The sequence below is a fragment of the Nitratidesulfovibrio sp. genome (assembly GCF_040373385.1).
GTDB lineage: Bacteria > Desulfobacterota > Desulfovibrionia > Desulfovibrionales > Desulfovibrionaceae > Cupidesulfovibrio.
In genome coordinates, this window is the sequence record NZ_JBDXXH010000006.1 from 185117 (window position 1) to 206258 (window position 21142).

A 21142-nucleotide genomic window follows, 5' to 3' on the forward strand; every position below is an offset into this window, starting at 1 on the left:
GGTGCAACGGCACCCCCCTTGAAATGCGATACGGGCCGGTAGTTACCGGCCCGTTTCCTTTCCTGCGGCAAACCAGCGCGCCTGCCCGTTCCGCACGGCCCGCCTTCCACCGGCGCACCGGCCCAAAAAACCGCCGGGCACCGTGGCTACGCCATTTCTCCCGAATCCGGTCCGGCGTCCGATTCCGCATCCGGTCCTGTGCCCGGTCCGGCCCCCGATCCGGCACCCGATGCGGCACCCGCATCTTCCTCCGCTGACAACGCGCCGCGCTGCATCTTGCGCAGTTCGTGCTCCAACTGGTTCAAGGCATCCATCAGCAGCATGAACACCGGGCGCGTTTCTTCCGCGCCGGTGGACCGGGTGCGCAGTTCCATCCGCTCGGCCATCTGGCGCACCCGTTCGGCGCCGATGGCCTCCGCCTCCAGGCGCAACAGGTGTGACAGGGCGAGAAGCTCCACCCGGCTGCCCCGGTCCATGGCCGACCACAGGCTTTCGCGCAGCGTGCCCGACTGGCGCAGGAAGCGCAGCGAAGCCTCGTCGCCGCCCACAAGCAGCGTGGCCTCGTTGAACACCGGCACTTCGTCCACCGGCGCGGGCGCCGACCGGCGCAAGGCATCCTCTCCGGCACCGCCCACCATGTCTTCCACGGCGGCCAGCAGCGTCTTCAACCGTACCGGCTTCAGGGCCACGGACACCCCGCCAGCGGCATCCAGCGCGGGGTGGTCCACTCCGGCGGGGTCGCCGGTCATGAACAGCACCGGCACGTCGGCGGGGGTGGCCGCATCGGTCAGGCGGCGCAGGGCGCGCACCACGTCGGCCCCGTCCATGTCGCGCGGATGCGCGTCGGTGATGACCAAGTCGAAACGCCGCACGCGCGCCGCCTCCAGCGCCTCGCGCCCGGCGGCGGCCGTCACCGGGTGGTGCCCGCCGCGTGACAGGGCGCGGCTGACGGCGTGGCGGTTCACGTCGTCCGATTCCACCAGCAACACCTGCAACGATTCACTGGCCGTGGGGCAGGGCGGCCGGGGCGGCCGGGGCGGCCAGGGCGGCCGGGGCGGCCAGGGCGGGGTGACACGGGCCACCCCCGGCGCGCTGCCGCGCCAGGCGGCCCCCGAGGCGTGTTCCATCACCTGTGGCGGGGCGGAAACATCCGCATCCGGTTGACCGCCCGTCGCCGAGGCGGCGTGCACGCCCGCCTCGCATGTACCGAAAGGCAACAGCACGCGAAAGGTGCTGCCCTGCCCCGGCATGCTGTCCAGCACGATGTGGCCGCCCATCATGTCCGTGAACTTGCGGCAGATGGCAAGCCCAAGGCCAGAGCCGCCATAGCGCCGCGCGGTGGAGGCATCCGCCTGCCGGAAATTCTCGAAAATCAGGTCGTGCTTGTCGCCCGGAATGCCGATGCCCGTATCGCGCACCGAAAAACACAGCCACTGCGTGTCGCCGTGCGGGTGCATCCTCGGGGACATTTCCGAAGGCCTGTCCGGAAACATGCCCGACAGGCTCGACATAACTGACAGGCCCGCATCCCGCGCGGCACGCGTGCCGCCACCAGCCATATCGGGCGCATTGGGCGCAGCGGGCCCCTCCGCCACGCCCCCCACGGCCGGAGCATGCCCCATCTCGGCTTCACCCGGCGGTTCCGCCCGGCAAACCACCACATGCACCCCACCTTCGTCGGTGAACTTGATCGCGTTGCTGATGAAGTTCACCAGCACCTGGCGCAGCCTGCCGGGGTCGCCGCGCAGGTGGCGGGGCACGTCGCGGTCGATGTGCAGGGTCAGGGACAGGCCCTTGCGCTCCGCCGTGTGGCCCATGACGCGCATCACCCCGCGCACCAGCCGCGCCGGGGCGAAATCGATGCACTCCAACCGCAGCTTGCCCGCCTCCACCCGCGAAAGATCCAGCAGGTCGTTGACGATGCCCAGCAACGCCTCTGCCGAAACCAGCGCGGCGCGCAGGTTCTCGGCCACGTCAGCAGGCAGGTGCTCTTGCAATGAAAGTTCGGTCAGGCCGATGATGGCGTTGAGCGGGGTGCGTATCTCGTGGCTCATGTTGGCCAGGAACTCGCTCTTGGCCCGGCTGGCTTCCTCCAGCCCGCGCGCCGATTCGGCCAGGGCCTGTTCCGTCCTGCGGCGCTCCAGCGCGGCGCCGATGATCTCGCCCGCCGTTTGCAGGAACTTGAGATCCACCGATTCCCACACCCTCGGCCTGCGGGTGTCGTCAAAGCCGATGAACCCGTACCATCGTCCCTGCGCCACGATGGGCAGCACCAGCAGTGACCGGATGCCCTGCGATTGCAGGACCACCCGCTCCGACTCGGGAAAGGTTGCCACCGGCCCCCGAATCACCCGGCCCGCCTCCAGTTCCTGCCCCCAGCGGGGAATGACGGTGGCGTAGGGCACGTCGCGCAGCAACGGGTTGTCGATCTGGGGCGGCACCCCCGGCGCGCACCGTTCGTAGCGTTGCGAGCAGCAACGGTTGCCTTGCGCGTCCTCGTGGTTCTCGAAAATGTACACCCGGCAGGCCCCGGCAGCCTCGCGCAGGCTTTCCAGCACCACGAGCAGCGTGTCGTCGGCGCAGGGGCGCGCCAGAAGGTCGCGCGCGCAGGTGGACAGCACCCGGTCGTACAGCAGGCGCAACTGCATCTCGTTGCGGGTGCGCACCCGCTCCGAAATGTCGCGCGCCACCGCCACGATAAGATCCCCGCGCGAGGAATGCCATGCGCTGGTGCTGAGTTCCACGGGCACCAGGGTGCCGTCGCCCCGGCAGTAGCGTGCCTCCTGGTCCAGCAGCGGCGTGCCGCTGAGCACGGTGCGCGATATTTCCAGACAGCGGTCGCGGGTAAGGGTGGGGTTGATGTCGCAGGGGCCCATGGTCAGCAATTGCTCGCGCGAAAGCCCCAGCAGGGCGCAGGCCCCCCGGTTGACGTCCACGTGCAGCCCGGTCACCGGGTCGATGAGGAAGATGGCCTCGGCCGTGGCATCCAGCGCGGCACGAAAGCGGCGCATGGCCTCTTCCGTCTCCTTCATGTCGGTGATGTCCACCGCCAGTTCGTACCGGGCCAGACGCCCGTCGCCCAGCGGAACCAGCCGATCGATGCAGCGGAACCAGCGGTTCAGGGCCGGGTTGCGGAACTCCCAGACGTGGGCCTTGTCCGGCTCGTCGCGCAGGCGGCCATTGTTGCAGAAGGGGCAGGGGGCATCACGGCCCTGCAACGCCTCGTGGCAGCGACGGCCCTCGCAGTCGCCCACAAGGCGGCGCAACGCGGCGTTGACGTGCAGTATCTCGTGGGTGTCGATGTCGGAAACGTAGGCGCAGACCAGCCCGTCCACGGCCGGGGCGGCCATTTCCACAGCGGGGTCGGCCAACTCGCGCGGGTGCAGGGGCCAGCCGCCCCAGCGCCCCGGCGTGGGGCGTGGCGGGGAGGTTTCGCCAGCGAAGGACACGGGTGGGGTGAAAGAACCGGAGACGCCGGACGGAGCAAGGCCATCGGCCGGAGCGGGAAAATCTGCCGCCCCTGCCGGCCCTGCCGAATCGGAACAGACAGGCGCGCCGCCCGGCACGGGATCGTCGGGGCGCAGCCCCAGGGCCTCGCGCAGGCGGCGGTTTTCCTCCTCCAGCGTGCGCAGGCGGTCCCGGTCAGCGTCACCGGGCAGGCGCACGCTGTCACACGCACCAGCGCACGCATCGGCACACGCATCGGGGAATCCGCATGGTACCGCCTGGCCGCTTGCGGTGACGGTGGTACGGTCCGATGCAGGGTCCGGTGCATGCGACGGCACGGGGTCCGGCACATGATTCGTGTTGGGGTGACAGGGCTGCGCTGCCCCGTCGGCATCATCCTTGCGCATGGCGTCCTCACGGGGGTCCCCAGTATCGGGGGGCACCCGGCATACTGCGCGAAACCGGGGGCGAAGGCAACAGCCCCCCCCCGGGCCGTACGGCCCAACCATCTGTCATGACCGTACGGCCCAGCTATCCGTCATGACCGTACGGCCCGACCATCTGTCATGACCGTACGGCCCAGCTATCCGTCATGACCGTACGGCCCAGCTATCCGTCATGACCATACGGCCCAACCATCTGTCATGACCGTACGGCCCAACCATCCGGCATGAGCCACTCGGGCCGCCGGGAATCGGGTGCTTCTCCTTGCCTGCCCCCCTGCCCGCCACTATAGTCCGCGCATGCGACATTCCAGCCACGACCACCGCCGCGCCAGGCCCGGCGGCACCATGCCGCGCCGCGCGGTCCCATCCGGGGCATGCCCTGCGGCATACGTTCCGCAACGCGGGCGCACGCCCCTGCCCCAGCCCGCCTTTCTGCCCACCACCGCGCGCGAGATGCGCGACCTTGGCTGGGACCGGCTGGACGTGCTGCTCGTCTCCGGCGATGCCTACGTGGACCACCCCACCTTCGCCATGGCCCTGCTGGGCCGCTGGCTGGTGGCGCACGGCTTTCGCACCGGCATCGTGGCCCAGCCCCGCTGGGACACACCGGACGACGTGGCCCGCATGGGCCGCCCCCGCCTGTTCACCGGCATTTCGGCGGGTTCGCTCGATTCCATGCTGGCCCACTACACCGCCTTCCGCAAGAAGCGCCACGACGATGCCTTCACCCCCGGCGGTCAGGCCGGGGCGCGTCCCAACCGCGCGGCCATCGTCTACGCCAACCTGGCGCGCCAAGCCTTTCCCGGCCTGCCCGTGGTGCTGGGCGGCATAGAGGCATCGCTGCGGCGCATCAGCCACTACGATTTCTGGACCGACGCCCTGCGGCGGCCCATTCTCATGGATGCCAAGGCCGACCTGCTGGTGTGGGGCATGGGCGAACGCGCCCTGCTGGACGCGACCTGCGCGCTGGACACCGCCATGGAGGCCGCGGGAGCGGACGCCTACGACGCCGCCCTGCTGCCCCCCCTTGCGGAAATTTTCGATGGCATCCCCGGCACGGCCCGCATGGGCCGGATGGCCGAGTGGAACGCAACCCCGGCAGAGGATGCCGCACGGGGGACAGGCGACGAACCGGGCGACGGCGAACCGGGCGACAACGATCAGCACGGCCCGGACCAATCCAACCCCGGCACCATCCCGCTCATGCGCCTGCCCTCGCACGCGGCCATCATGGCGGACCCGCGCCTGCTCATGCGCGCCACCCTGCTGCTGGAGCGCCACGTGCACCGCGGCGACGCGCGGGCCATCCAGCCCGTGGACGACACCGCCACGTCGCGGGCCGTGCTGCTGGCCCCGCCTGCGCCGCCCCTGTCCCCGGACGAGATGGACGCGCTGTACGCCCTGCCCTTTGCCCGGCGGGCGCACCCCGCCCACCGCGAACCCGTCCCCGCCGAAGAAATGATCCGCACCAGCATCACCACCCACCGGGGGTGCGGTGGCGGCTGTTCGTTCTGCTCGCTGGCCCTGCACCAGGGGCGGCGCATCGCCTCGCGCAGCCGCGATTCGGTGCTGGACGAGGCAATGCGCCTGAACGACATGGAGCGTTTCAGCGGTTCGGTCAGCGACGTGGGCGGCCCCAGCGCCAACATGTGGAAGGCCCGCTGCACCCTGGACCCGGCCCGTTGCCGCCGGGCAAGCTGCATGCACCCGCGCGTGTGCCCCGGCTTTGCCGTGGACCAGTCCGAGGCCGTGGAACTGCTGCGCGCAGTGCGCGCCACCCCCGGCGTGCGCCACGTGCGCGTGGCCAGCGGGGTGCGCTTCGACCTTGCCCTGCGCGACGAGGAAGCCCTGCGCGCCTATACCATGGAATTCACCGGCGGCCAGCTGAAGGTAGCCCCGGAACACATCTGCGACAGCGTGCTGGACCTGATGCGCAAGCCCGGCCTTGCCGTGTTCGAGCGCTTCCTGACCGCCTTCGCCGACCATTCGACGGCGGCGGGCAAGGAACAGTATGTGGTGCCCTACCTGCTCAGCGCCTTTCCCGGCTGCACCGACGACGACATGCGCACCCTGTCCCGCTGGCTGGCCGCGCGCGGCTGGTCGCCCAAGCAGGTGCAATGCTTCATCCCCACCCCCGGCACCGTGGCCACGGCCATGTTCTTCGCGGGCATCGACCCGCAGGGCAACCCCGTGCCCGTGGCCCGCACCGATGCGCAACGACTGCGCCAGCACCGCATCCTGATTCCGGACTTCGGCCTGCCGCCCGCAGCGCCTGGTCGTCCGGCGGGCGGGCCCGGGAACAGGCCGGGGGGCAGGCCCAACGAGAGGCCCGGCGGGCAGGATCGGCGGGATCGGGAACGAAGGAATGACGAAGGCCGCGACCAGCGCGGCCACGGAACCGGACCGGGCGGCAGGCCGGGCGGCAAGCCTGGCGACAGATCGGGCGGGCATGGCAACGACGGGCGTAATGCCAACCGAAATGATGCACGCGATGACAAGCGCAGCACCCCGCACCCCGATTCCCGTCCCGGCTCACGGCCCGACTCCCGGCCCGGCTCTCGCCCCGGCTCGCATAGTGACAGGCGCGGCACCAAGGGGGGCGGCGGAAGAAACCGCTGACGCCGCCCGGCCTGACGGTACGTCCGGCATCACGAGCGGCGCACCGGCAAGGTACCGCTGACTGCGCCGCCCAGGCCGACCTTGCCCATCGGGCAGTGCGTCAGCTTACATCGTCATCGGAAGGGGACGACGGGCCGTCTTCTGCGGCAGGGGATACGGGGCACCCCGCGCCGCCGGGCCAGGTGCCTTCGCGAGGGGCAGCATCGCCCTTGCCGCCGCCCGAACGGTGGCGGCGCAGGGCCTGCAACGCGGCCTCGCGCACCGCGTCGCCGCCATGACGCAGCAGGGCTGCCAGCGCCGTGGCGGGCGGTGCATCGCGCCCGCTTTCCTCACGGGGCACCGGCAGGGCCAGCACCCGGCAGGCGTGCTCCTCCGGCAGGGCATGGCACAGGGCGTTTTCCGCCACCAGCAGCGCCTCCAGCGAGCCGGACCGGACAGCACGAGCCGGGGTACCGGACAGCCCGCTCTGTCCGCCAGACTCGTCCAACTCGTCGGGCGCGTTCAACTCATCGGGCTCGTCCAACTCATCGGGCTCATCGGGCTCATCGGGCGCATTCGGCCCGCCCCACCCATCGCGTACGGCAGGCCCTACCCTTTCCGGCATCCAGCCACCGGTTTCCGCCACCTCTGGCGAAAGCCCCACCGCCACCGGCCCGGCCCAGGCCGTGGGCAGCGCGCCCAGCACCGCCGCCGCCCGCCGCGCATCGCGCAGGGCCAGGTGACGCAGCACCGCCACGGTCACGGCCAGCCCCTCCGCCGTCAGCAGGCGGGCCAGCGTTACGGCGGGCACCCCCAGCAACGGGGCGAACGGTTCGGTCTCGTGCCCACCATCCCCGCAGCCAAGGCCGCCCTGCGCGAAATCTCCGCTTCCGGCAACCGCGCCTTCCCCTTCACCCGCAGGGAATGACGCGTCCGGGCCCGCAGCCTCTGCCTCCAGGCAGGCCCGCACGCTGCGCATGTCGTCCGGCCCCAGGGCCCGCATCAGCAGGCGACGCACCTGGGCCTCGCCCTCCAGCACCATATCCTCCGCCCCCGCCACGTTCGCCCCGTCTTCGCGCAGCACGGCCTCCACCTGTTCCGCGTACAGCGACCCCAGCCCGCGCCCCAGACCGCGCAGGACCCGCACGAAACGGGCCACCGCCTCGGGCCGCATGGCCGCCAACGCCTGCGCGGCGTGCACCTCGCCCAGGGCCAGGGTACGCACCACGAAACGCTGTTCCGGCGACAGCACCTGCCGGAACAGCCGCCGCCGGGCCATGCGCCGCCGTACTTCGGCGGCCAGTTCCGGCCCCAGCAGCGTCAGCACCGCGTCACGCCGCTGCGGGGCCAGCCGGGCCGCCACCACCGCCGCCGTCTGCGGGTGCCCCTCCGCCAGTCGCGCGGCAAGTTCCGCGTCGGGCAGCACCTGCAAGCGGTCGTGGACCGATTCTGCGGATTCGGTGTGGTCCGGGGTCAGCAGCGCGGTATCGTCGGACAGCAGGTCCGCCAGCGGCAGCAGCATGGACAGGGGCAGCACCAGCATCAGGCGCCCGCCCCATGGCGCGGGAGACAGCCCCCCCCGTGCGACAGGAGAGACGGGGAAGACAGGGCCGCCCGGTGCGACGGGTGCGACGGGGAAGACGGGGGCGGCATGGAGGGTGCCCCCAGCGGCGGGGGTGCCAGCTCCCGGGGTAAGGGCGGGTCGGCCTGCAACGGGGCGGCAACGGGCAGCGGCCAGTGCAGGGACACCGTGAAGGGGGTGGCCACCAGCGGCTCGCCAAGGGCCGTCCAGTCGGGGCGCAGCAGCTCTCGGGCGTGGGCGGGCTGTCCGCCCGGCTCGCCGGGGGGGGCGTCGCAGCCGGAGGTCTCTATTTCGAAATACGGCAGAAAGGCCCATTCCAGATCAAGCTGCAACTGGCGGCCAAGATGAACGCACAGCCCCGCCTCCGCATGGCCGGGCAGCCAGCCGTTGCGGCCGCTGGCACCCGGCAGGGGCGGCATGGCGTATCCACCGGCCCCCCCATGCAACCGGGTGCTTGCCTGGCGGCTTGCCGGGCCGCCCGTGCAATCGCTTGTCCTGACGCCCGTCATCATGCGCGGGTCCACGCCCAGTCCCAGCCAGGTAACCGCATCCCGCAGGGAAGGGTCGAACAACAGCGCGGCCATACCCTCCAGCGGCACCACGCCAAAGCGGTGCATGGCGGGCCGCGCCAGCAATCCGGCGCAGCCTGCCATGTCGCACAGTTGCGTCTCGCCGGGGGTGACCACGCAGCCCACGCCGCACAGGCTGCCGATGCGCCGGGCGGCGGCATCGGCGAAGCGGCGCAAGATGCGCCTGAGCAACGGCAGGCGACGCAACGCGGGCTGTCTGCCGGGATGGCGAGAGATGCCTTCCGGACCGTCTGGCCCCATCGAGCCGACTAGGCTGGCAAGGCCATCCATGCACTGGAAGGGCGAGCCGGACGGGGCCATGGCCCCCAGTGCGCGAGGGGTGCGGGTATTGCCCCCCCGACTCGGCACCACAACCAGTTCCGGCGGCTTGCCGCCACCATGCGTGGCGCGGGAGTCGCCCGTCAGGTCCGGCCCGGCGGTGCCGCCCATATGGGGCGGATGGAGCGGATGTGGCGGATGGAGCGGATGGGGCGGATGGGGGCCACCAGCAGGGCCATCCGGCGCCACGAAATCGCCAGACAGGCCAGATGAGCCAGACGGGCCAGACGGGCGCGGAGCACCGAACGGCACGTCGCCGCCTGTTCCGCCGCCACGGCGGATGCGGCGGAAAGGAAGCACCTTGCGGTGGGGTGGCCTGCGCTCCTTCATGGACCCTCCGGCGGAATTCCCGCCTTAGCTCCCCCCTACGCCAAAACGCAGCCACCGCCAAGTGCGCCGCGCGGCGCGGGCTTTACGGAGGAGCGCGGCGCGGGTATCGTCCGGCGCATCGACCACGCAACCCCGCAAGGAGGCGACATGCCCCGCCACTGGCTGTTCAAGACCGAGCCCGGCTGCTTCTCCATCGCCCACCTGGGCGCCCTGCCCGGCGCCACCACCAGTTGGGACGGCGTGCGCAACTACCAGGCCCGCAACTTCATGCGCGACATGCGCCTGGGCGACCTTGGGCTGTTCTACCACAGCGTCACCAACCCCTCGGTGGCGGGGGTGGTGGAAATCGTGCGCGAGGCCTACCCCGACCACACCGCCTGGAACCCGGAAGACCGCCACTTCGACCCGGCCTCCACGCCGGACAAGCCGCGCTGGTTCATGGTGGACGTACGGCTGGTGCGCACGTTTGCGCAGCCGGTATCGCTGGCCCTACTGCGCACCCTGCCGGAACTGGCGGACATGGAACTGTTGCGCAAGGGCAGCCGCCTTTCCGTGCAGCCGGTAAGCCCGCAGGAATACGCAACGGTGCTGCGCCTGGCCGATACCCCGGCCTGACGCCCCACCCCATCGCCCGGCCCCATTCACGGCAAGACCGCGCCCGCCGGGCATGGACCACCCAACGCAACATCACGGACACACGCCATGACCAAGGAACTGGAAGACCGCCTGACCCGGCTGGAAGAAACCGTCTATTTTCAGGAGCAGACCCTGCGCGAACTGAACGACGCGCTGGTGCGCCAACAGGCCCAACTGGACGAGGCGGAACGGCTGCTGGAAGCCACGCGCGAACGGCTGCGCTCGCTGACCAGGGCGATGGAAGACGACGGCGGCGAGGACACCGGTCCGCCGCCGCATTATCTGTAGGGAATTTCGCGCAACCGGAACAATTTCAGGCAACCGGGCCAGTTTCACGCAGCTGGTGCATTGCGCATTACCGGCGGCCGGGGCAACCCGTCCGCCGGTTTTCGTTGCAGGGCGCAAACCCGGCCTTTTCCGGCGCGGGTGAACCACACGCGTTCTCCTGAAAGACTCTCCGGAGAACCCTCGGACCGGACTGTCCACGCTCCTGTCCGCGCCCCTGTCCGCGCTCCTGTCCGCGCGAAATCCGGACCATCCCGGTGCCGATCAATCCGGGGAAGCCGGGAAAACCGGGGACACCGCGTCCCGGTCGGATGCGGCATCACCGTAAAACGCGGCATGCCAGCGGGCCAGATGCCTTGCCAGCCCCCCGGCCAGCAGCACGCCTAGCCAGGCACCCGCCGTGTTGGCGGCCACGTCCGCCGCCGAGGCCATCCTGCCGGGCAGGAAGGCCTGCGCAAACTCCATGGCCACGCCCAGCAGGGCCATGGACCACGCCGCCCGGCGCGCCACACGGGGCAGAAAGGGCGACGGCGGGTTGCCCCACAGGGACCCCGCCGCCAGCACCGCCAACACCAGATAGGCCAGCGCGTGCCACACCTTGTCGATGTTCGGCACGTCCAGAAGCATGTCCGGCTGGGGTATCAGCGAATGGTACATCACCACGGCCACGGCCAGCGCCCAGGCGCACCGGGTGCAGGCCAGCCGCCACGGATGCCCGGCCAGCAGGGCCAGCAGCGCTTGCGGAGACCGAAAGAGCAAAGGCCGAGCGGCGCGCGGGGTATCGTTCACGAGAGGGGGCACGAAGCATCCTGCATAAAAACGGCGGGCATGCCGCCGGTGAAAGTGCCGTCAACAGAAGGTCAGGGGCCGATGCATCAGGAGGTGGCGCGCCGCGCCACCATCAGCGCAGCCGTCAGCCACCACCGGAACAGACCGGGCGGGGTGCGGCATCGCGCCCGTCCCGGTCCGAAGCGTTGCCCGCCTCATCTCCCGGCGGTGCGCACGGCCCGCAGGGGCCGAATTCCACGGGCAGTCCGGCGGCGTGCCAGGCGTCCATGCCCCCCGCGATGCGATAGGCCACGGCAAATCCCTGCACCACGGCGGCACGGGCGGCGGAATCGCTGCGGGTGGACGTGCCCCCCGCGCACACGAAGGCCACGGAAGGACACTGGGCGGCGCACAGTACCTTGTGCAGCCACCAGCGCCGCAACAGGCGGGCCATCCAGGTGGGCGGCAGGGGAAAACACAGCGCGCCGGGCACGTGCCCGGCCTCGTAGTGCGGCGCATCGCGCACGTCCACCACGCCCAGCGCCCCCGTCTGGATACGCCGCCACGCCTCGTCCGGGGCCAGCAGGCCGTAGCCGCCAGCGTCCGCCTGCCGTTGCAGCCCCACCGGAAATTCCCGCGTGCCGTCACCCATCCGCCGTTCCCCTTCCCCCCCGTGCACGGATCCATCCTGCCCGCCACGTAACACGGCGCGGTCAGGACGAAAAGCCCGGCCGCGCCGCATGGCAGACGCATGGTTTGGCGGGTCGCGCTTGCGTTCCGCCAGTCATTTCCTAAACTTCGCCGCCTTTCAAGGAAGCCGGCGCCTCCGGCCCGTTCTTCAGACATTGCAGCACATGGGCCATATTGCGGCCCAGGTTGACCATGGTGCGAATGCCTTCCTCGTCGCCGCTCACGTCGCCGGGGGCCAGGCCAATGCCCACGTTCCAGTAGCTGGAACACGGCACCACCATCTCGGCGATGCCGAAAAAGGCCATCAGCCCGTTGTACACCTGCTGCGCGCCGCCGCGCCGCACGGCCACCACGGGTGCGCCCACCTTCATGCGCAGGGCGCCGCCGTTGGCGATGGACACCATGCCCGCGCGGTCGATGAGGGCCTTCATTTCCGTGGAGACGTTGGCGAAATAGGTGGGGGACCCCAAAATCACGCCATCGGCCTTGTGCATGGCGGCGATCCACTCGTTCATGGGGTCGCCGGTCTGGATGCACTGGCCGTCCTGCTTTTCAAAACACTTCATGCAGGCGATGCAGCCGCGCACGGCCTTGCCGCCCACGCGGAATTCCTCGGTGGTGACGCCCGCGGCCTCAAGTTCGCGCCGGACGGTGCCGAGCAGGATGGACGTGTTGCCGTTCTTGCGGGGGCTGCCGTTAAAGACGACGACATGCATGGGAATATCCTCCGGTTGGGATTGGGACATGGTGGGTGGTCACATGGCCCGCGCCGTCCGGAGGCGGGGCCGCGCCCTGCCTGTTCCGGCCAGGGAAGGCGGAGCGAAGCTGGGACGCGGCCCGTATCCGGGCTATTGCGCGGGGCCTGCGGCGGTATCTTCCGCCGGGCCGTCGGCCTCTTCGACAAGCAGACCCAGCGGCACGTACGGGCCAAGGGGAATCAGTTCGAACTCTATCTGCCCCTGCTTGACCAGGGGCAGGGTGTTGATCAGCGACTGCGCCTCTTCCATGGAGGGGGCTTCCAGCACCATGACGGTGCCGGAGCGGTCCTGCCGAAAGTACACCTCGCGGACCACGTCAGCGAGATACATCTTGATGGTATGGGCCACTTCCTTCAGGAAGTTGGCGCGGATGACGTCGGGGGTGGCGTCTTCGCGAACCTTGTCGATGGCGAGAATCTTCATGCGCGGCTCCTGGTGGAATTCGGGTTGCACCCGGTCCACGACGGGTACGCGGTTTCGCCGTCCCGCTCAAGATCCAAGTGGCCTGCCGCAGGGGGAAAACGCCGGGCATGCGCCCCCGTTCCCTCTGCCCCACCTGCCGCCGGGTGGGTCCCGCTACTCCCCAGCCACCTCGCCGCGCGCCACGGGACAGTAGAAACCACGATTCTCGCGCAGGGGGCCGTAGCACTTATTGCACGAGATGCACGCGGCGCGGGCGTCGTCACCTTCCGCCCAGCGGCGCACCAGGCCGGGTTCGCGGATCAGCGGGCGGCACAGCGAGAGCATGTCCGCCGTCCCCTCGTCCACCAGTTGCTGCGCCACCTGCGGGGTGCGAATGCCGCCCACCAGAATCAGCGGCGCGCCCACCTCGGCCTTGAAGCGACGCGCGGCCTCGCGGTACCAGGCCTCGTCCTCCGGCTTGCGGATGCGCGTCACCCGGGCGGGCATGCGGTTCGGCGGGTTCATGGCCGTGCCACCGGACATTTCCACGGCGTCCACCCCGGCGGATATGGCGTGCCGGGCCGTTTCCAGCATCTCGTCCAGTTCGAAGCCGCCGTCCGTGAAGTCGGAACAGTTCAGCTTGACCCACACGGGAAAGGTCGGCCCCACGGCCTCGCGCACGGCGCGCACCGCCATCAGCAGGGGGCGCATGCGGTTTTCCAGGCTGCCGCCGAACCGATCGGTGCGCCTGTTGCGCGCGGGCGACAGAAACTGGCTCAGCAGGTAGCCGTGTGCCCCGTGCACCTGCACCCCGTCAAAGCCCGCCTGCACGGCGCGGCGCGCGGCGGCGGCCAGGGCGGCCACCACCTCGTCGAGGTCCGCTTCGGTCATTGCGCGCATGGGCAGAAAGCCTTCCCGCTCGAAGGGGGTGGCGGTCATGCCGGGCTCTCCGGTTGCCGGGGTGTGGGCCAGGCCGCCCGCGTGGGCCAGTTGGGCCACGATGCGCCCGCCACCCGCGTGCACGGCGTCTGCCAGCATGCGCAGGCCGGGGATGCAGGCATCGTCATGAATGCCAAGCTGACGCGGGCCAGCCTGCCCGCGTTTTTCCACGTAGGCATGGCCGGGAATGACCACGCCAACGCCGCCCTTGGCCAGAGCGCCCAGCACCTCGGCCAGGGCTGGGGTGGCCAGACCGTCGTCGGTGGCCAGCCCTTCCCACGTGGCGGAGCGGACGAAGCGGTTGGGCGATTCCAGGTTGCCGATGCGCGCGGGCGCGAAAATGGATGCGCTCATGAGGTCTCCGTGGTGCGCCGTCCTTCCCGCAAAAGGAAAGGGGCACAAACATGATGGGAAAATGTGGGGAAAATGCAGGCAATGGCGGGCGGCGGGTTGCCGCCCCCCGTCATTTCTTGCGGTCGGCCAGCAGCACCCCCGCCACGCCGATGTCTTCCGGCTGGCGGCAGTCGATGAGTACGGTGATGGTTTCCGGCGGCAGCTTCATGACGCGCGCCGCCGTGGCGGTCAGTTCGCGCACCAGTTCGCGCTTGTCGTCCGTTGCCATGTGGTTGGCCACAACGCTGATGATGGGCATGCTACCACCCGTTCCAGTGGACTTTGCCTTCGTCGTAGCGGTCCTGCGGGGCCAGTTCCTGCGCCGGGTGGCCGATGACCGCAAATCCGAAGGGCACGATATTCTCCGGCAGGGACAGCAGCTTGCTGAACCCATCGGCCCTGTCCTGCATGGGCTGCACGGCAGTCCACACCGCGCCCAGTCCCTTGGCGTGCACGGCCAGCAGCAGGTTCTGCATGGCGGCGGAGCAGTCCTGCGGCCACAGGCCGGGATACTTTTCAGCCGTCAGATCCACGCACACCAGAATGCCCAGCGGGGCCTTTGCGGCCATGGCGGCATACAGGCTGAACGCGGGAATGGCCTCCAGCAGCGCGCGGTCGTCCACGACCACGAAGCGCCACGGCTGGGCGTTGCCCGCGCTGGGCGCGGCCATGGCGGCGGCCAGGATGTCGCGCACGTCGGACGCGGCAACGGGGGCCTCGGTATACTTGCGGATGGAACGGCGACCGTGGATGGCGGAAAAGACGTCCATGAAACCCTCCTGCGCCCTGCGTGGCGCAACGTTACGAGGTACGAATGCAAGAGTCCTGCGGGTTCGCCACGTGCCCGGCCAGCCGCGCGCCCGCCGGAACTCCATGCGGCAAGGCGGCGGTGGCCGGGACGGCAAGGCCGACGAAACAAGGCGAAACGTTACGGCTCAAAATACCTGCTTCAGATTTTTCATCAAGTACGCACCATTTTGTGGCATAGTATCCTGCACCATACCGTAGGGTCTTGAAAGATACCGCCGATGATACTATGTTTCGGGCGGAGGTACCAGATGGTCACGGCATGCACCCTCAAGCACTGCGCGGGCAAGGAATACTATTGCGCGCTGGAGCTGACCCTTCAGGTCATCGGCGGCAAGTGGAAGCCCATCATCCTGTGGCGGCTGGGACAGGACGGCACGCTGCGCTTCAGCGAACTGCGGCGCATCATGCCCAACATCACCCAGAAGATGCTTACCCAGCAACTGCGCGAGTTGGAATCGGACGGCGTGCTGCACCGCGAGGTGTATCCGCAGGTGCCGCCGCGCGTGGAATATTCGCTGACCGAACTTGGGCGCAGCGTGCTGCCGGTGCTGTCCGAAATGTGCACGTGGGGCCACGCCTTCGAGGCCAACCATGGTACCGTGGGCACATCGGACACGGGACACACCACGGGCACCAGGACCGCCGTGGGCGCCATCGCCCCCGACACCAACAGCGATGATGACATGGGCATGGCCGTGGGCGAGGTGTAACCGCCTGCCGCCGGATTTCCGTCCCCCAGAAAAAAGCGAAAGCGCCCGGAGCAACTCCGGGCGCTTTTTCCTTTCGTCAGCGGACCGCGCCTACGGCAGATTGCGCAGGCACAGCAACGCCGTGCCCACGAAGGCGATGCCCGCCCCGGCAATGGCGCGGGGCGTGGGCCAGCGCCGTTCCACCAGGGCGGCCACGGGAATGATGAAGATGGGTTCCAGCCCGATGAGGGTGGCGGCGATGCCGGTCTTGGTGGCGCCAATGGCCACCAGCGACAGCCACACCCCCACCACCGGCCCGATGAGCGAGGCCACCAGCAGCAGACGGAAATTGCGACGGTCCTGACTGTCGCCGCGCACCACGGACAAAGCCGGGCGCAGCCTGCCGGTCAGCATGGCCGTGGGCCAGAACACGCCCATGGCCACCACCATGCGCAGCAGCGCGGCGAATAGCGGGTCCACCCCTTCGGCCAGCCCCTGCTTGGACAGCACCATGCCGCCGGAAAGCGCCAGCGCCGAGGCAAAGGCCAGCCCCACCCCGCGCAGCCGCACCGCGCGCGATAGTGGCACCGCGCCTTCGGGCACCGTGCCGCCATCGCCCACCACCCAGGCCACCCCGCCCGTGGCAATGAGAATGCCCGCGATGCCCATGGGACCGATGGCCTCGCCCAGCAACAGGTAGCCGAGCATGGCGGTGATCACCGTGGACAGCGACTGCACCAGCAGGGCCACCCGCGCGCCCACCAGCACCACGCCGGAATAGAACAGCAGGTCGCACAGGGCCACGCCGAACACCCCGGAAAGGGCCAGCGAGATCAAGGCCAGTGGACTGGGCGCGCCGGGCGAACCGAACGAACTGGGCGAACCGAACGAACCGGGCACCATCACCCCGCCGCCGAAAAACAGCACGGATGCGCCCCACCACGCGCCGAACATCACGATGCAGATGGGCAGGCGCAGCAGGATCAGGGTGTGGGCGCCAAGGCGCCGGGAAAGGATGGCGTGAATCTGGCACGATACCGCCCAGAGGGCGGCGGTGGACAGGGCGGCGAGTTCGCCGGTCCCGAGGGCGGGCATGGGGTTCCTCCGCAGGGCGGAAGCGGGCCGGACGGAACCGGCGCGGGTTGCGGGGCGGGTGCCAGGCACCGCCACCATGGCGGGCGCGGATGCCCGAGCGCACCGCCTACGCCTTGTGGCGCGCCGGGTCAACCATGCGGATATGCGGGTATTCCGCGAGCGGGAATGCACGAGGGGGACACGCGGCCCATGGCCGCCCTGCCCCGGCTGGCTGGCGCAATCCCGCCACGCCTACGCGCCCAGGCCTTTCTCGCGCAGCACACCCCAGCACAGCAGCGGAAAATCGGTGATCAGTCCGGCCACGCCCCAGTCGATGAACCGGCGCATGTCCGCTTCCTCGTTCACGGTCCAGACGTTGACGGCCACGCCGATTGCCCGCAGCCCGGCCACGTCCGCTTCGGTGACGATGTCGTCGCCGGGGTGGTAGGCCACCACGCCAAGGTCGCGGCACAAGGCCACCGGGTCGTCCGGGCGCACGTCTTCCACCAGCGCGGCAAGGGCCAGCGCGGGTTCCATGTGGGCCGCGTGGCGCAGGCATGCGTGCCGGAAGGAGGACAGCAGCGTCCGATCGACCAGGCCATGGGCGCGGAGGCACTCCAGCACGGCGCGGACCACCGCCTCGTCCCCGGGATACGTGGGGCTGCCGGGGGTGCCGTCCGCGTTGACGGTCATGTCCTTGATCTCCACGTTGACGCGCCAGGCGTGGTCCGCCGTGAAGGCCAGCGCCTCGTCCAGCGTGGGGATGCGCAGGCCGGTGAACAGGGCAAGGTCATCCGCCGTCACCCCGCCCGAGGCGATCTGGCCATGCGGGTCGGCGGTCTGGTACCAGCCGCCCGCGTCCAGCCCGCGCAGTTCATCCAGCGTGAAGTCGCACACCCGCCACGGGGCGCGGCCCGCGTATTCCGGGCGGGAGGCCACGTCGGTGGTGCGCTCCAGGGTGTCGTCGTGCACCACCACCAGGTGCCCGTCGGCGGTGAGCTGAACGTCCAGTTCCCACAGGTCCGCGCCTTCTTCCAGCCCGCGCTGGGCCGCGAGAATGGTGTTTTCGGGCGCCACGGAGCGCGCCCCGCGATGGGCGATGCACAGTACCCGCCCTGCGCGCAGGGCGTAGTATCCTTCACGGGGCGTGGTTGCGCCGGACATGTTGACCTCCTGAAAATTCGAGCAAAGGCGTATCAATGCGCCCAAATAAAAAGTTTGGGGGGGAGGGGTCCGGGGAGGGAGACCCTTTGCCTCAGCCGTTAGGTGAGCGCAACGCGCGAACCTTACGGATGAGGACCGCAGAGCGCAAAGGGTCCCCTCCCCGGTTGGTTCTTCAGCAAATCTCGCTAACTGGCTTCGGTCTTGCGCCCCACATACAGATTCACGCACGCCACCAGCGAGGTGCCCACGATGAGCAGGAACGAGATGGCGTTGATGACCGGGGTGGAGCCGTCGCGCACCTGCAGGTACAGGTTGATGGGCAGGGTGGGTTCCGAACCCACCAGAAACAGCGTGGTGTTGAAGTTCTCGAACGACATCAGAAAGGCCACGGCGCCCGCGCCGATGATGGCCGTGCGCAGGAACGGCAGGGTGATGTAGCGGATCACCTCCAGCCGGGTGGCCCCAAGATTCAGCGCGGCTTCTTCCAGGGTGCGGTCGAACTTCTTCAGCCGGGCGGACACCACCAGGGTAACGAAGGTGGTGATGAACGAAAACTGCCCCAGCACCACCAGCCAGAAGCCGGGCCGCAGGATGCCCACGTCGATGCCCAGCACGTCTTCCATGAAGGTGCCCGCCGTGGTGGCGGCAATCAGGATGGAAATGCCCAGGATGACGCCGGGCACCACCAGCGGGGCCAGCATCAGGAAATACAGCGCGCCCTTCAGCGGAAACTCCTCCTGCTCGAACAGGAAGGCGGCGCAGGTGCCCACCAGCGTGGCCAGCGCGGACACCAGAATGGCGGTCTGGGCGCTGGTGAAGATGGACGAAAGGTTGCCCCGGTCGTGGAAGATGCCGGTGCGCGCGGGCAGGTCGGCCAGAAACCAGTCGAGCGTGAAGCCCTTCCACGGCAGCGAGGGAAACTGCGAATCGTTGAAGGCCAGCACGCAGGTGACCGCCAGCGGCGCGAACAGGAAGACGAAGTACAGTGTGACGTACAGGCCGTAGCCCATGGTGTAGCCGCGCGAGCGCGGCAGCGAGCGGATCATTGCACTACCCTGCTCAGTTTCTGTCCGGTCAGCCGCAGCCCCAGCCAGATGATGCACGACGACAGCGCCAGCAGCAGAAAGCCGAAGGCGGCGCCCTGGTTCCAGTTGAAGCTGGCGATGAACTGGTTGTAGATCTGCTCGGTGAACCACAGCGAATTCTTGCCGCCCATCAGGTTGGGGGTCAGGTAGTTGCCGAGGGTGAGCATGAACACCACGATGCCCCCGGACACGATGCCAGGCATGCAGTGCGGCACCACGATGGTGCGCATGATGGTCCACGGGCCGGCGCCAAGGTCGCAGGCGGCCTCGATGAGGCTGTCGTCCAGGCTTTCCAGCACGGAAACCAGCGGCACCACCATGAACAGCATGGAGGTATACACCAGCCCCATGATCATGGTGGCGTCGTTGTACAGCATCTCCACGGGCGCGCCGGTAATGCCCAGCGCCGTCAGCCAGTGGTTCAGCACGCCGCTTTCGCGCAGCAGGATCATCCAGCCGTACACCCGCACCAGTTCGCTGACCCAGAACGGCAGCAGCAGCATGGTCAGCAGAAAGCGCGAGGTGTTTCGCGCCACCACCTTGGTCACGTAGAAGGCCACGGGCAGGGAAACGAGGAAGGTCAGCAGGGTGACCAGCACCGAATACCCGGCGGTACGCACGAAGGTCAGCCAGTAGATGGGTTCCGCGAAGAACTGGTGGTAGTTTTCCAGGCTCCAGCCCTGCTCGCCGAAGGACGGGTCCATGCGGAAGGACATGATCAGCAGGTCGATGTGCGGCAGCACGATGAGCAGCCCCAGCCACAGCACCACCGGGGTCAGGAACAGCGCCAGGGTCAGGCGCAGCCCCGGCCCGGTTTTGACTGACGCGGAATGCGTGGCGGCGCTCATTGTCCGCTCCCCGCCGCAAAGCAGATGCCCGCGCGGTCGTCCCAGCCCACGGTGATGCGGTCGCCGGGCCTGATATGGTCGTACAGGCGGTTCTGGGGCAGGGCCACCATGACCTCGCGGCGCGAACCTTCCGGATGGGTCAGCAGGCGGCTGGCCGCGCCGTCGAACAGGATGGCCTGCACCTGCACCTGTACCCTGTTCCCAAGGTCAGCGCTGGCCCCGCGTACCGGCAGGGGCGCATCGCCGCCGTCACCCGCCGCGCCGTCCGTCACCCCGCCAGGCGCGTCACCTGTCGCGCACGCCACGCCGTCGGGGTCGATCAGCACGGCCTCGGGCCGGATGAACATGTCCACCCGCGCCCCCCTGGCAAGCCCGGCGGCCACGCGGGCACGAAACACCGCGCCTTCGTCGGTGCGCACCAGCCCCGCGTCGCCGGTGCTCTCCTCCAGCGTGCCGGACCAGACATTGGTCTCGCCCACGAACCCGGCCACGAAGGCCGTTGCCGGGCGGCGGTACAGGTTGCGCGGGGTGTCCAGTTGTTCGAAACGCCCGGCGTTCATGACCGCCACGTGGTCGGACATGACCAGCGCCTCGGACTGGTCGTGGGTGATGTACACGAAGGTGGTGCCCACCTCGGCCTGCAACGTCTTCAGCTCCACCTTCATCTGCTCGCGCAGCTTCAGGTCCAGCGCGCCCAGGGGCTCGTCCAGCAGCAGCACGGCGGGTTCCAGCACCAGGCAGCGGGCAATGGCCACACGCTGCTTCTGCCCGCCGGAAAGCTGGGCGGGCATCTTGGCGCCGTAGCCGGGCAGTCCCACGCGCTCCAGCACGTCCTGCACCCTGCGGGTTATCTCGCCCCCGGCCATGCCCCGGCGTTTCAGGCCGAAGGCGATGTTCTCGGCCACGGTCATCATGGGGAACAGCGCGAGGTGCTGAAAGATCAGGTTCGCCGGGCGGCGGTTGGGGGCAATGCCCGCCATGTCGCGCCCGCGAATGGCGATGACGCCGGAATCGGGCGATTCGAAGCCCGCGATCATCCGCAGCAGGGTGGTCTTGCCGCAACCCGAAGGGCCAAGGATGGAAAAGAACTTGCCCCGCTCCACCTCGAACGACACGTCGTTGACCGCCGTGAACCGTTCGAAGCGCTTGACGAGGTTGGTTACGGAAAGATCGGCGAACGCGTCCGGTGATGCGTCCGGGGATACGACCGGGGATGCGACCGGGGAAAGAACCGAAGGAGCAACTGGCGAAATATCCGTGGGCATCTGGTCATGCACTCCCGCCGCGCCG

The 21142-nt window shown here is 69.4% G+C and carries 19 protein-coding genes; 4 read left to right on the forward strand and 15 right to left on the reverse strand.

Annotated elements, in window-relative coordinates; translation table 11 throughout:
* Nucleotides 1-146: 146 nt before the first annotated feature.
* Nucleotides 147-3854, reverse strand: a complete 3708-nt coding sequence (locus ABWO17_RS12140) for an ATP-binding protein (RefSeq protein WP_502914912.1) — start codon at nucleotides 3852-3854, stop codon at nucleotides 147-149.
* A gap of 384 nt (nucleotides 3855-4238) precedes the next feature.
* On the opposite strand from ABWO17_RS12140, the gene ABWO17_RS12145 reads away from it, so the two are divergent.
* The gene (locus ABWO17_RS12145) at nucleotides 4239-6512 is read left to right on the forward strand and encodes a YgiQ family radical SAM protein (protein ID WP_353118947.1); all 2274 of its coding nucleotides are present in this window, start codon (nucleotides 4239-4241) and stop codon (nucleotides 6510-6512) included.
* 100 nt (nucleotides 6513-6612) lie between these two features.
* Here the strand turns inward: ABWO17_RS12145 and ABWO17_RS12150 are convergent, their stop codons facing one another.
* The gene (locus ABWO17_RS12150) at nucleotides 6613-8034 is read right to left on the reverse strand and encodes a magnesium and cobalt transport protein CorA (protein ID WP_353118873.1); all 1422 of its coding nucleotides are present in this window, start codon (nucleotides 8032-8034) and stop codon (nucleotides 6613-6615) included.
* Nucleotides 8034-9311 carry a hypothetical protein gene (locus ABWO17_RS12155; RefSeq protein ID WP_353118875.1) on the reverse strand — a complete coding sequence of 426 codons (1278 nt, stop codon included), beginning with the start codon at nucleotides 9309-9311 and terminating at the stop codon, nucleotides 8034-8036. The genes ABWO17_RS12150 and ABWO17_RS12155 overlap by 1 nt, the downstream gene beginning before the upstream one ends.
* Before the next feature lie 147 nt (nucleotides 9312-9458).
* Here ABWO17_RS12155 and ABWO17_RS12160 point away from each other — a divergent pair, with 147 nt between their 5' ends.
* Together ABWO17_RS12160 and ABWO17_RS12165 are read left to right on the forward strand one after the other, a co-directional pair.
* Complete coding sequence (locus ABWO17_RS12160; RefSeq protein WP_353118877.1) at nucleotides 9459-9926, forward strand: EVE domain-containing protein; 468 nt, start codon at nucleotides 9459-9461, stop codon at nucleotides 9924-9926.
* An 87-nt stretch (nucleotides 9927-10013) separates the two neighbouring features.
* On the forward strand, nucleotides 10014-10235 hold the full coding sequence (locus tag ABWO17_RS12165) for a SlyX family protein (protein WP_353118879.1): 222 nt from the start codon (nucleotides 10014-10016) through the stop codon (nucleotides 10233-10235).
* 261 nt (nucleotides 10236-10496) lie between these two features.
* Here ABWO17_RS12165 and ABWO17_RS12170 read toward each other — a convergent pair whose 3' ends face one another.
* The 7 genes from ABWO17_RS12170 to ABWO17_RS12200 form a co-directional block, all read right to left on the reverse strand.
* Nucleotides 10497-11033 (reverse strand): VanZ family protein, encoded by a 537-nt coding sequence (locus tag ABWO17_RS12170; protein ID WP_353118881.1) that lies wholly within the window; start codon nucleotides 11031-11033, stop codon nucleotides 10497-10499.
* A 112-nt stretch (nucleotides 11034-11145) separates the two neighbouring features.
* The gene (locus tag ABWO17_RS12175; protein ID WP_353118883.1) at nucleotides 11146-11652 is read right to left on the reverse strand and encodes a rhodanese-like domain-containing protein; all 507 of its coding nucleotides are present in this window, start codon (nucleotides 11650-11652) and stop codon (nucleotides 11146-11148) included.
* A gap of 139 nt (nucleotides 11653-11791) precedes the next feature.
* Nucleotides 11792-12406, reverse strand: coding sequence for a flavodoxin family protein (locus ABWO17_RS12180; protein WP_353118885.1), 615 nt, complete (start codon nucleotides 12404-12406; stop codon nucleotides 11792-11794).
* A 132-nt stretch (nucleotides 12407-12538) separates the two neighbouring features.
* Nucleotides 12539-12871 (reverse strand): hypothetical protein, encoded by a 333-nt coding sequence (locus ABWO17_RS12185; protein ID WP_353118887.1) that lies wholly within the window; start codon nucleotides 12869-12871, stop codon nucleotides 12539-12541.
* Nucleotides 12872-13024: 153 nt separating this feature from the next.
* The gene (locus tag ABWO17_RS12190; protein ID WP_353118889.1) at nucleotides 13025-14143 is read right to left on the reverse strand and encodes an NADH:flavin oxidoreductase; all 1119 of its coding nucleotides are present in this window, start codon (nucleotides 14141-14143) and stop codon (nucleotides 13025-13027) included.
* A gap of 109 nt (nucleotides 14144-14252) precedes the next feature.
* Nucleotides 14253-14441 (reverse strand): 4-oxalocrotonate tautomerase DmpI, encoded by a 189-nt coding sequence (dmpI, locus tag ABWO17_RS12195; RefSeq protein WP_353118891.1) that lies wholly within the window; start codon nucleotides 14439-14441, stop codon nucleotides 14253-14255.
* Nucleotide 14442: 1 nt separating this feature from the next.
* Nucleotides 14443-14952 carry a nitroreductase family protein gene (locus ABWO17_RS12200; RefSeq protein ID WP_353118893.1) on the reverse strand — a complete coding sequence of 170 codons (510 nt, stop codon included), beginning with the start codon at nucleotides 14950-14952 and terminating at the stop codon, nucleotides 14443-14445.
* A gap of 288 nt (nucleotides 14953-15240) precedes the next feature.
* Between ABWO17_RS12200 and ABWO17_RS12205 the strand changes: the two genes are divergently transcribed.
* Nucleotides 15241-15702 carry a winged helix-turn-helix transcriptional regulator gene (locus ABWO17_RS12205; protein ID WP_353118895.1) on the forward strand — a complete coding sequence of 154 codons (462 nt, stop codon included), beginning with the start codon at nucleotides 15241-15243 and terminating at the stop codon, nucleotides 15700-15702.
* Nucleotides 15703-15792: 90 nt separating this feature from the next.
* Here the strand turns inward: ABWO17_RS12205 and ABWO17_RS12210 are convergent, their stop codons facing one another.
* The 5 genes from ABWO17_RS12210 to ABWO17_RS12230 form a co-directional block, all read right to left on the reverse strand.
* On the reverse strand, nucleotides 15793-16776 hold the full coding sequence (locus ABWO17_RS12210; protein WP_353118896.1) for a DMT family transporter: 984 nt from the start codon (nucleotides 16774-16776) through the stop codon (nucleotides 15793-15795).
* 231 nt (nucleotides 16777-17007) lie between these two features.
* Nucleotides 17008-17919, reverse strand: a complete 912-nt coding sequence (locus ABWO17_RS12215) for a glycerophosphodiester phosphodiesterase (protein ID WP_353118898.1) — start codon at nucleotides 17917-17919, stop codon at nucleotides 17008-17010.
* Between the two features lie 185 nt (nucleotides 17920-18104).
* On the reverse strand, nucleotides 18105-18965 hold the full coding sequence (locus tag ABWO17_RS12220) for an ABC transporter permease (RefSeq protein ID WP_309541318.1): 861 nt from the start codon (nucleotides 18963-18965) through the stop codon (nucleotides 18105-18107).
* Nucleotides 18962-19852: an ABC transporter permease gene (locus ABWO17_RS12225; RefSeq protein ID WP_353118901.1), complete on the reverse strand. Its 891-nt coding sequence runs from the start codon at nucleotides 19850-19852 to the stop codon at nucleotides 18962-18964. Before ABWO17_RS12225 ends, ABWO17_RS12220 begins: the two co-directional genes overlap by 4 nt.
* The gene (locus ABWO17_RS12230) at nucleotides 19849-21117 is read right to left on the reverse strand and encodes an ABC transporter ATP-binding protein (protein ID WP_353118903.1); all 1269 of its coding nucleotides are present in this window, start codon (nucleotides 21115-21117) and stop codon (nucleotides 19849-19851) included. The genes ABWO17_RS12225 and ABWO17_RS12230 overlap by 4 nt, the downstream gene beginning before the upstream one ends.
* Nucleotides 21118-21142: the final 25 nt, after the last annotated feature.

What these genes read in the sequence shown, in the direction of transcription:
- dmpI (WP_353118891.1), bottom strand. Translation starts at nt 14,441, where the DNA reads ATGCCCATCATCAGCGTTGTGGCCAACCACATGGCAACGGACGACAAG.
- ABWO17_RS12155 (WP_353118875.1), bottom strand. Translation starts at nt 9,311, where the DNA reads ATGAAGGAGCGCAGGCCACCCCACCGCAAGGTGCTTCCTTTCCGCCGC.
- ABWO17_RS12230 (WP_353118903.1), bottom strand. Translation starts at nt 21,117, where the DNA reads ATGCCCACGGATATTTCGCCAGTTGCTCCTTCGGTTCTTTCCCCGGTC.
- ABWO17_RS12165 (WP_353118879.1), top strand. Translation starts at nt 10,014, where the DNA reads ATGACCAAGGAACTGGAAGACCGCCTGACCCGGCTGGAAGAAACCGTC.
- ABWO17_RS12150 (WP_353118873.1), bottom strand. Translation starts at nt 8,034, where the DNA reads ATGCTGGTGCTGCCCCTGTCCATGCTGCTGCCGCTGGCGGACCTGCTG.
- ABWO17_RS12140 (WP_502914912.1), bottom strand. Translation starts at nt 3,854, where the DNA reads ATGCGCAAGGATGATGCCGACGGGGCAGCGCAGCCCTGTCACCCCAAC.
- ABWO17_RS12210 (WP_353118896.1), bottom strand. Translation starts at nt 16,776, where the DNA reads ATGCCCGCCCTCGGGACCGGCGAACTCGCCGCCCTGTCCACCGCCGCC.
- ABWO17_RS12185 (WP_353118887.1), bottom strand. Translation starts at nt 12,871, where the DNA reads ATGAAGATTCTCGCCATCGACAAGGTTCGCGAAGACGCCACCCCCGAC.
- ABWO17_RS12200 (WP_353118893.1), bottom strand. Translation starts at nt 14,952, where the DNA reads ATGGACGTCTTTTCCGCCATCCACGGTCGCCGTTCCATCCGCAAGTAT.
- ABWO17_RS12220 (WP_309541318.1), bottom strand. Translation starts at nt 18,965, where the DNA reads ATGATCCGCTCGCTGCCGCGCTCGCGCGGCTACACCATGGGCTACGGC.
- ABWO17_RS12180 (WP_353118885.1), bottom strand. Translation starts at nt 12,406, where the DNA reads ATGCATGTCGTCGTCTTTAACGGCAGCCCCCGCAAGAACGGCAACACG.
- ABWO17_RS12145 (WP_353118947.1), top strand. Translation starts at nt 4,239, where the DNA reads ATGCCGCGCCGCGCGGTCCCATCCGGGGCATGCCCTGCGGCATACGTT.
- ABWO17_RS12225 (WP_353118901.1), bottom strand. Translation starts at nt 19,852, where the DNA reads ATGAGCGCCGCCACGCATTCCGCGTCAGTCAAAACCGGGCCGGGGCTG.
- ABWO17_RS12205 (WP_353118895.1), top strand. Translation starts at nt 15,241, where the DNA reads ATGGTCACGGCATGCACCCTCAAGCACTGCGCGGGCAAGGAATACTAT.
- ABWO17_RS12190 (WP_353118889.1), bottom strand. Translation starts at nt 14,143, where the DNA reads ATGAGCGCATCCATTTTCGCGCCCGCGCGCATCGGCAACCTGGAATCG.
- ABWO17_RS12175 (WP_353118883.1), bottom strand. Translation starts at nt 11,652, where the DNA reads ATGGGTGACGGCACGCGGGAATTTCCGGTGGGGCTGCAACGGCAGGCG.
- ABWO17_RS12160 (WP_353118877.1), top strand. Translation starts at nt 9,459, where the DNA reads ATGCCCCGCCACTGGCTGTTCAAGACCGAGCCCGGCTGCTTCTCCATC.
- ABWO17_RS12215 (WP_353118898.1), bottom strand. Translation starts at nt 17,919, where the DNA reads ATGTCCGGCGCAACCACGCCCCGTGAAGGATACTACGCCCTGCGCGCA.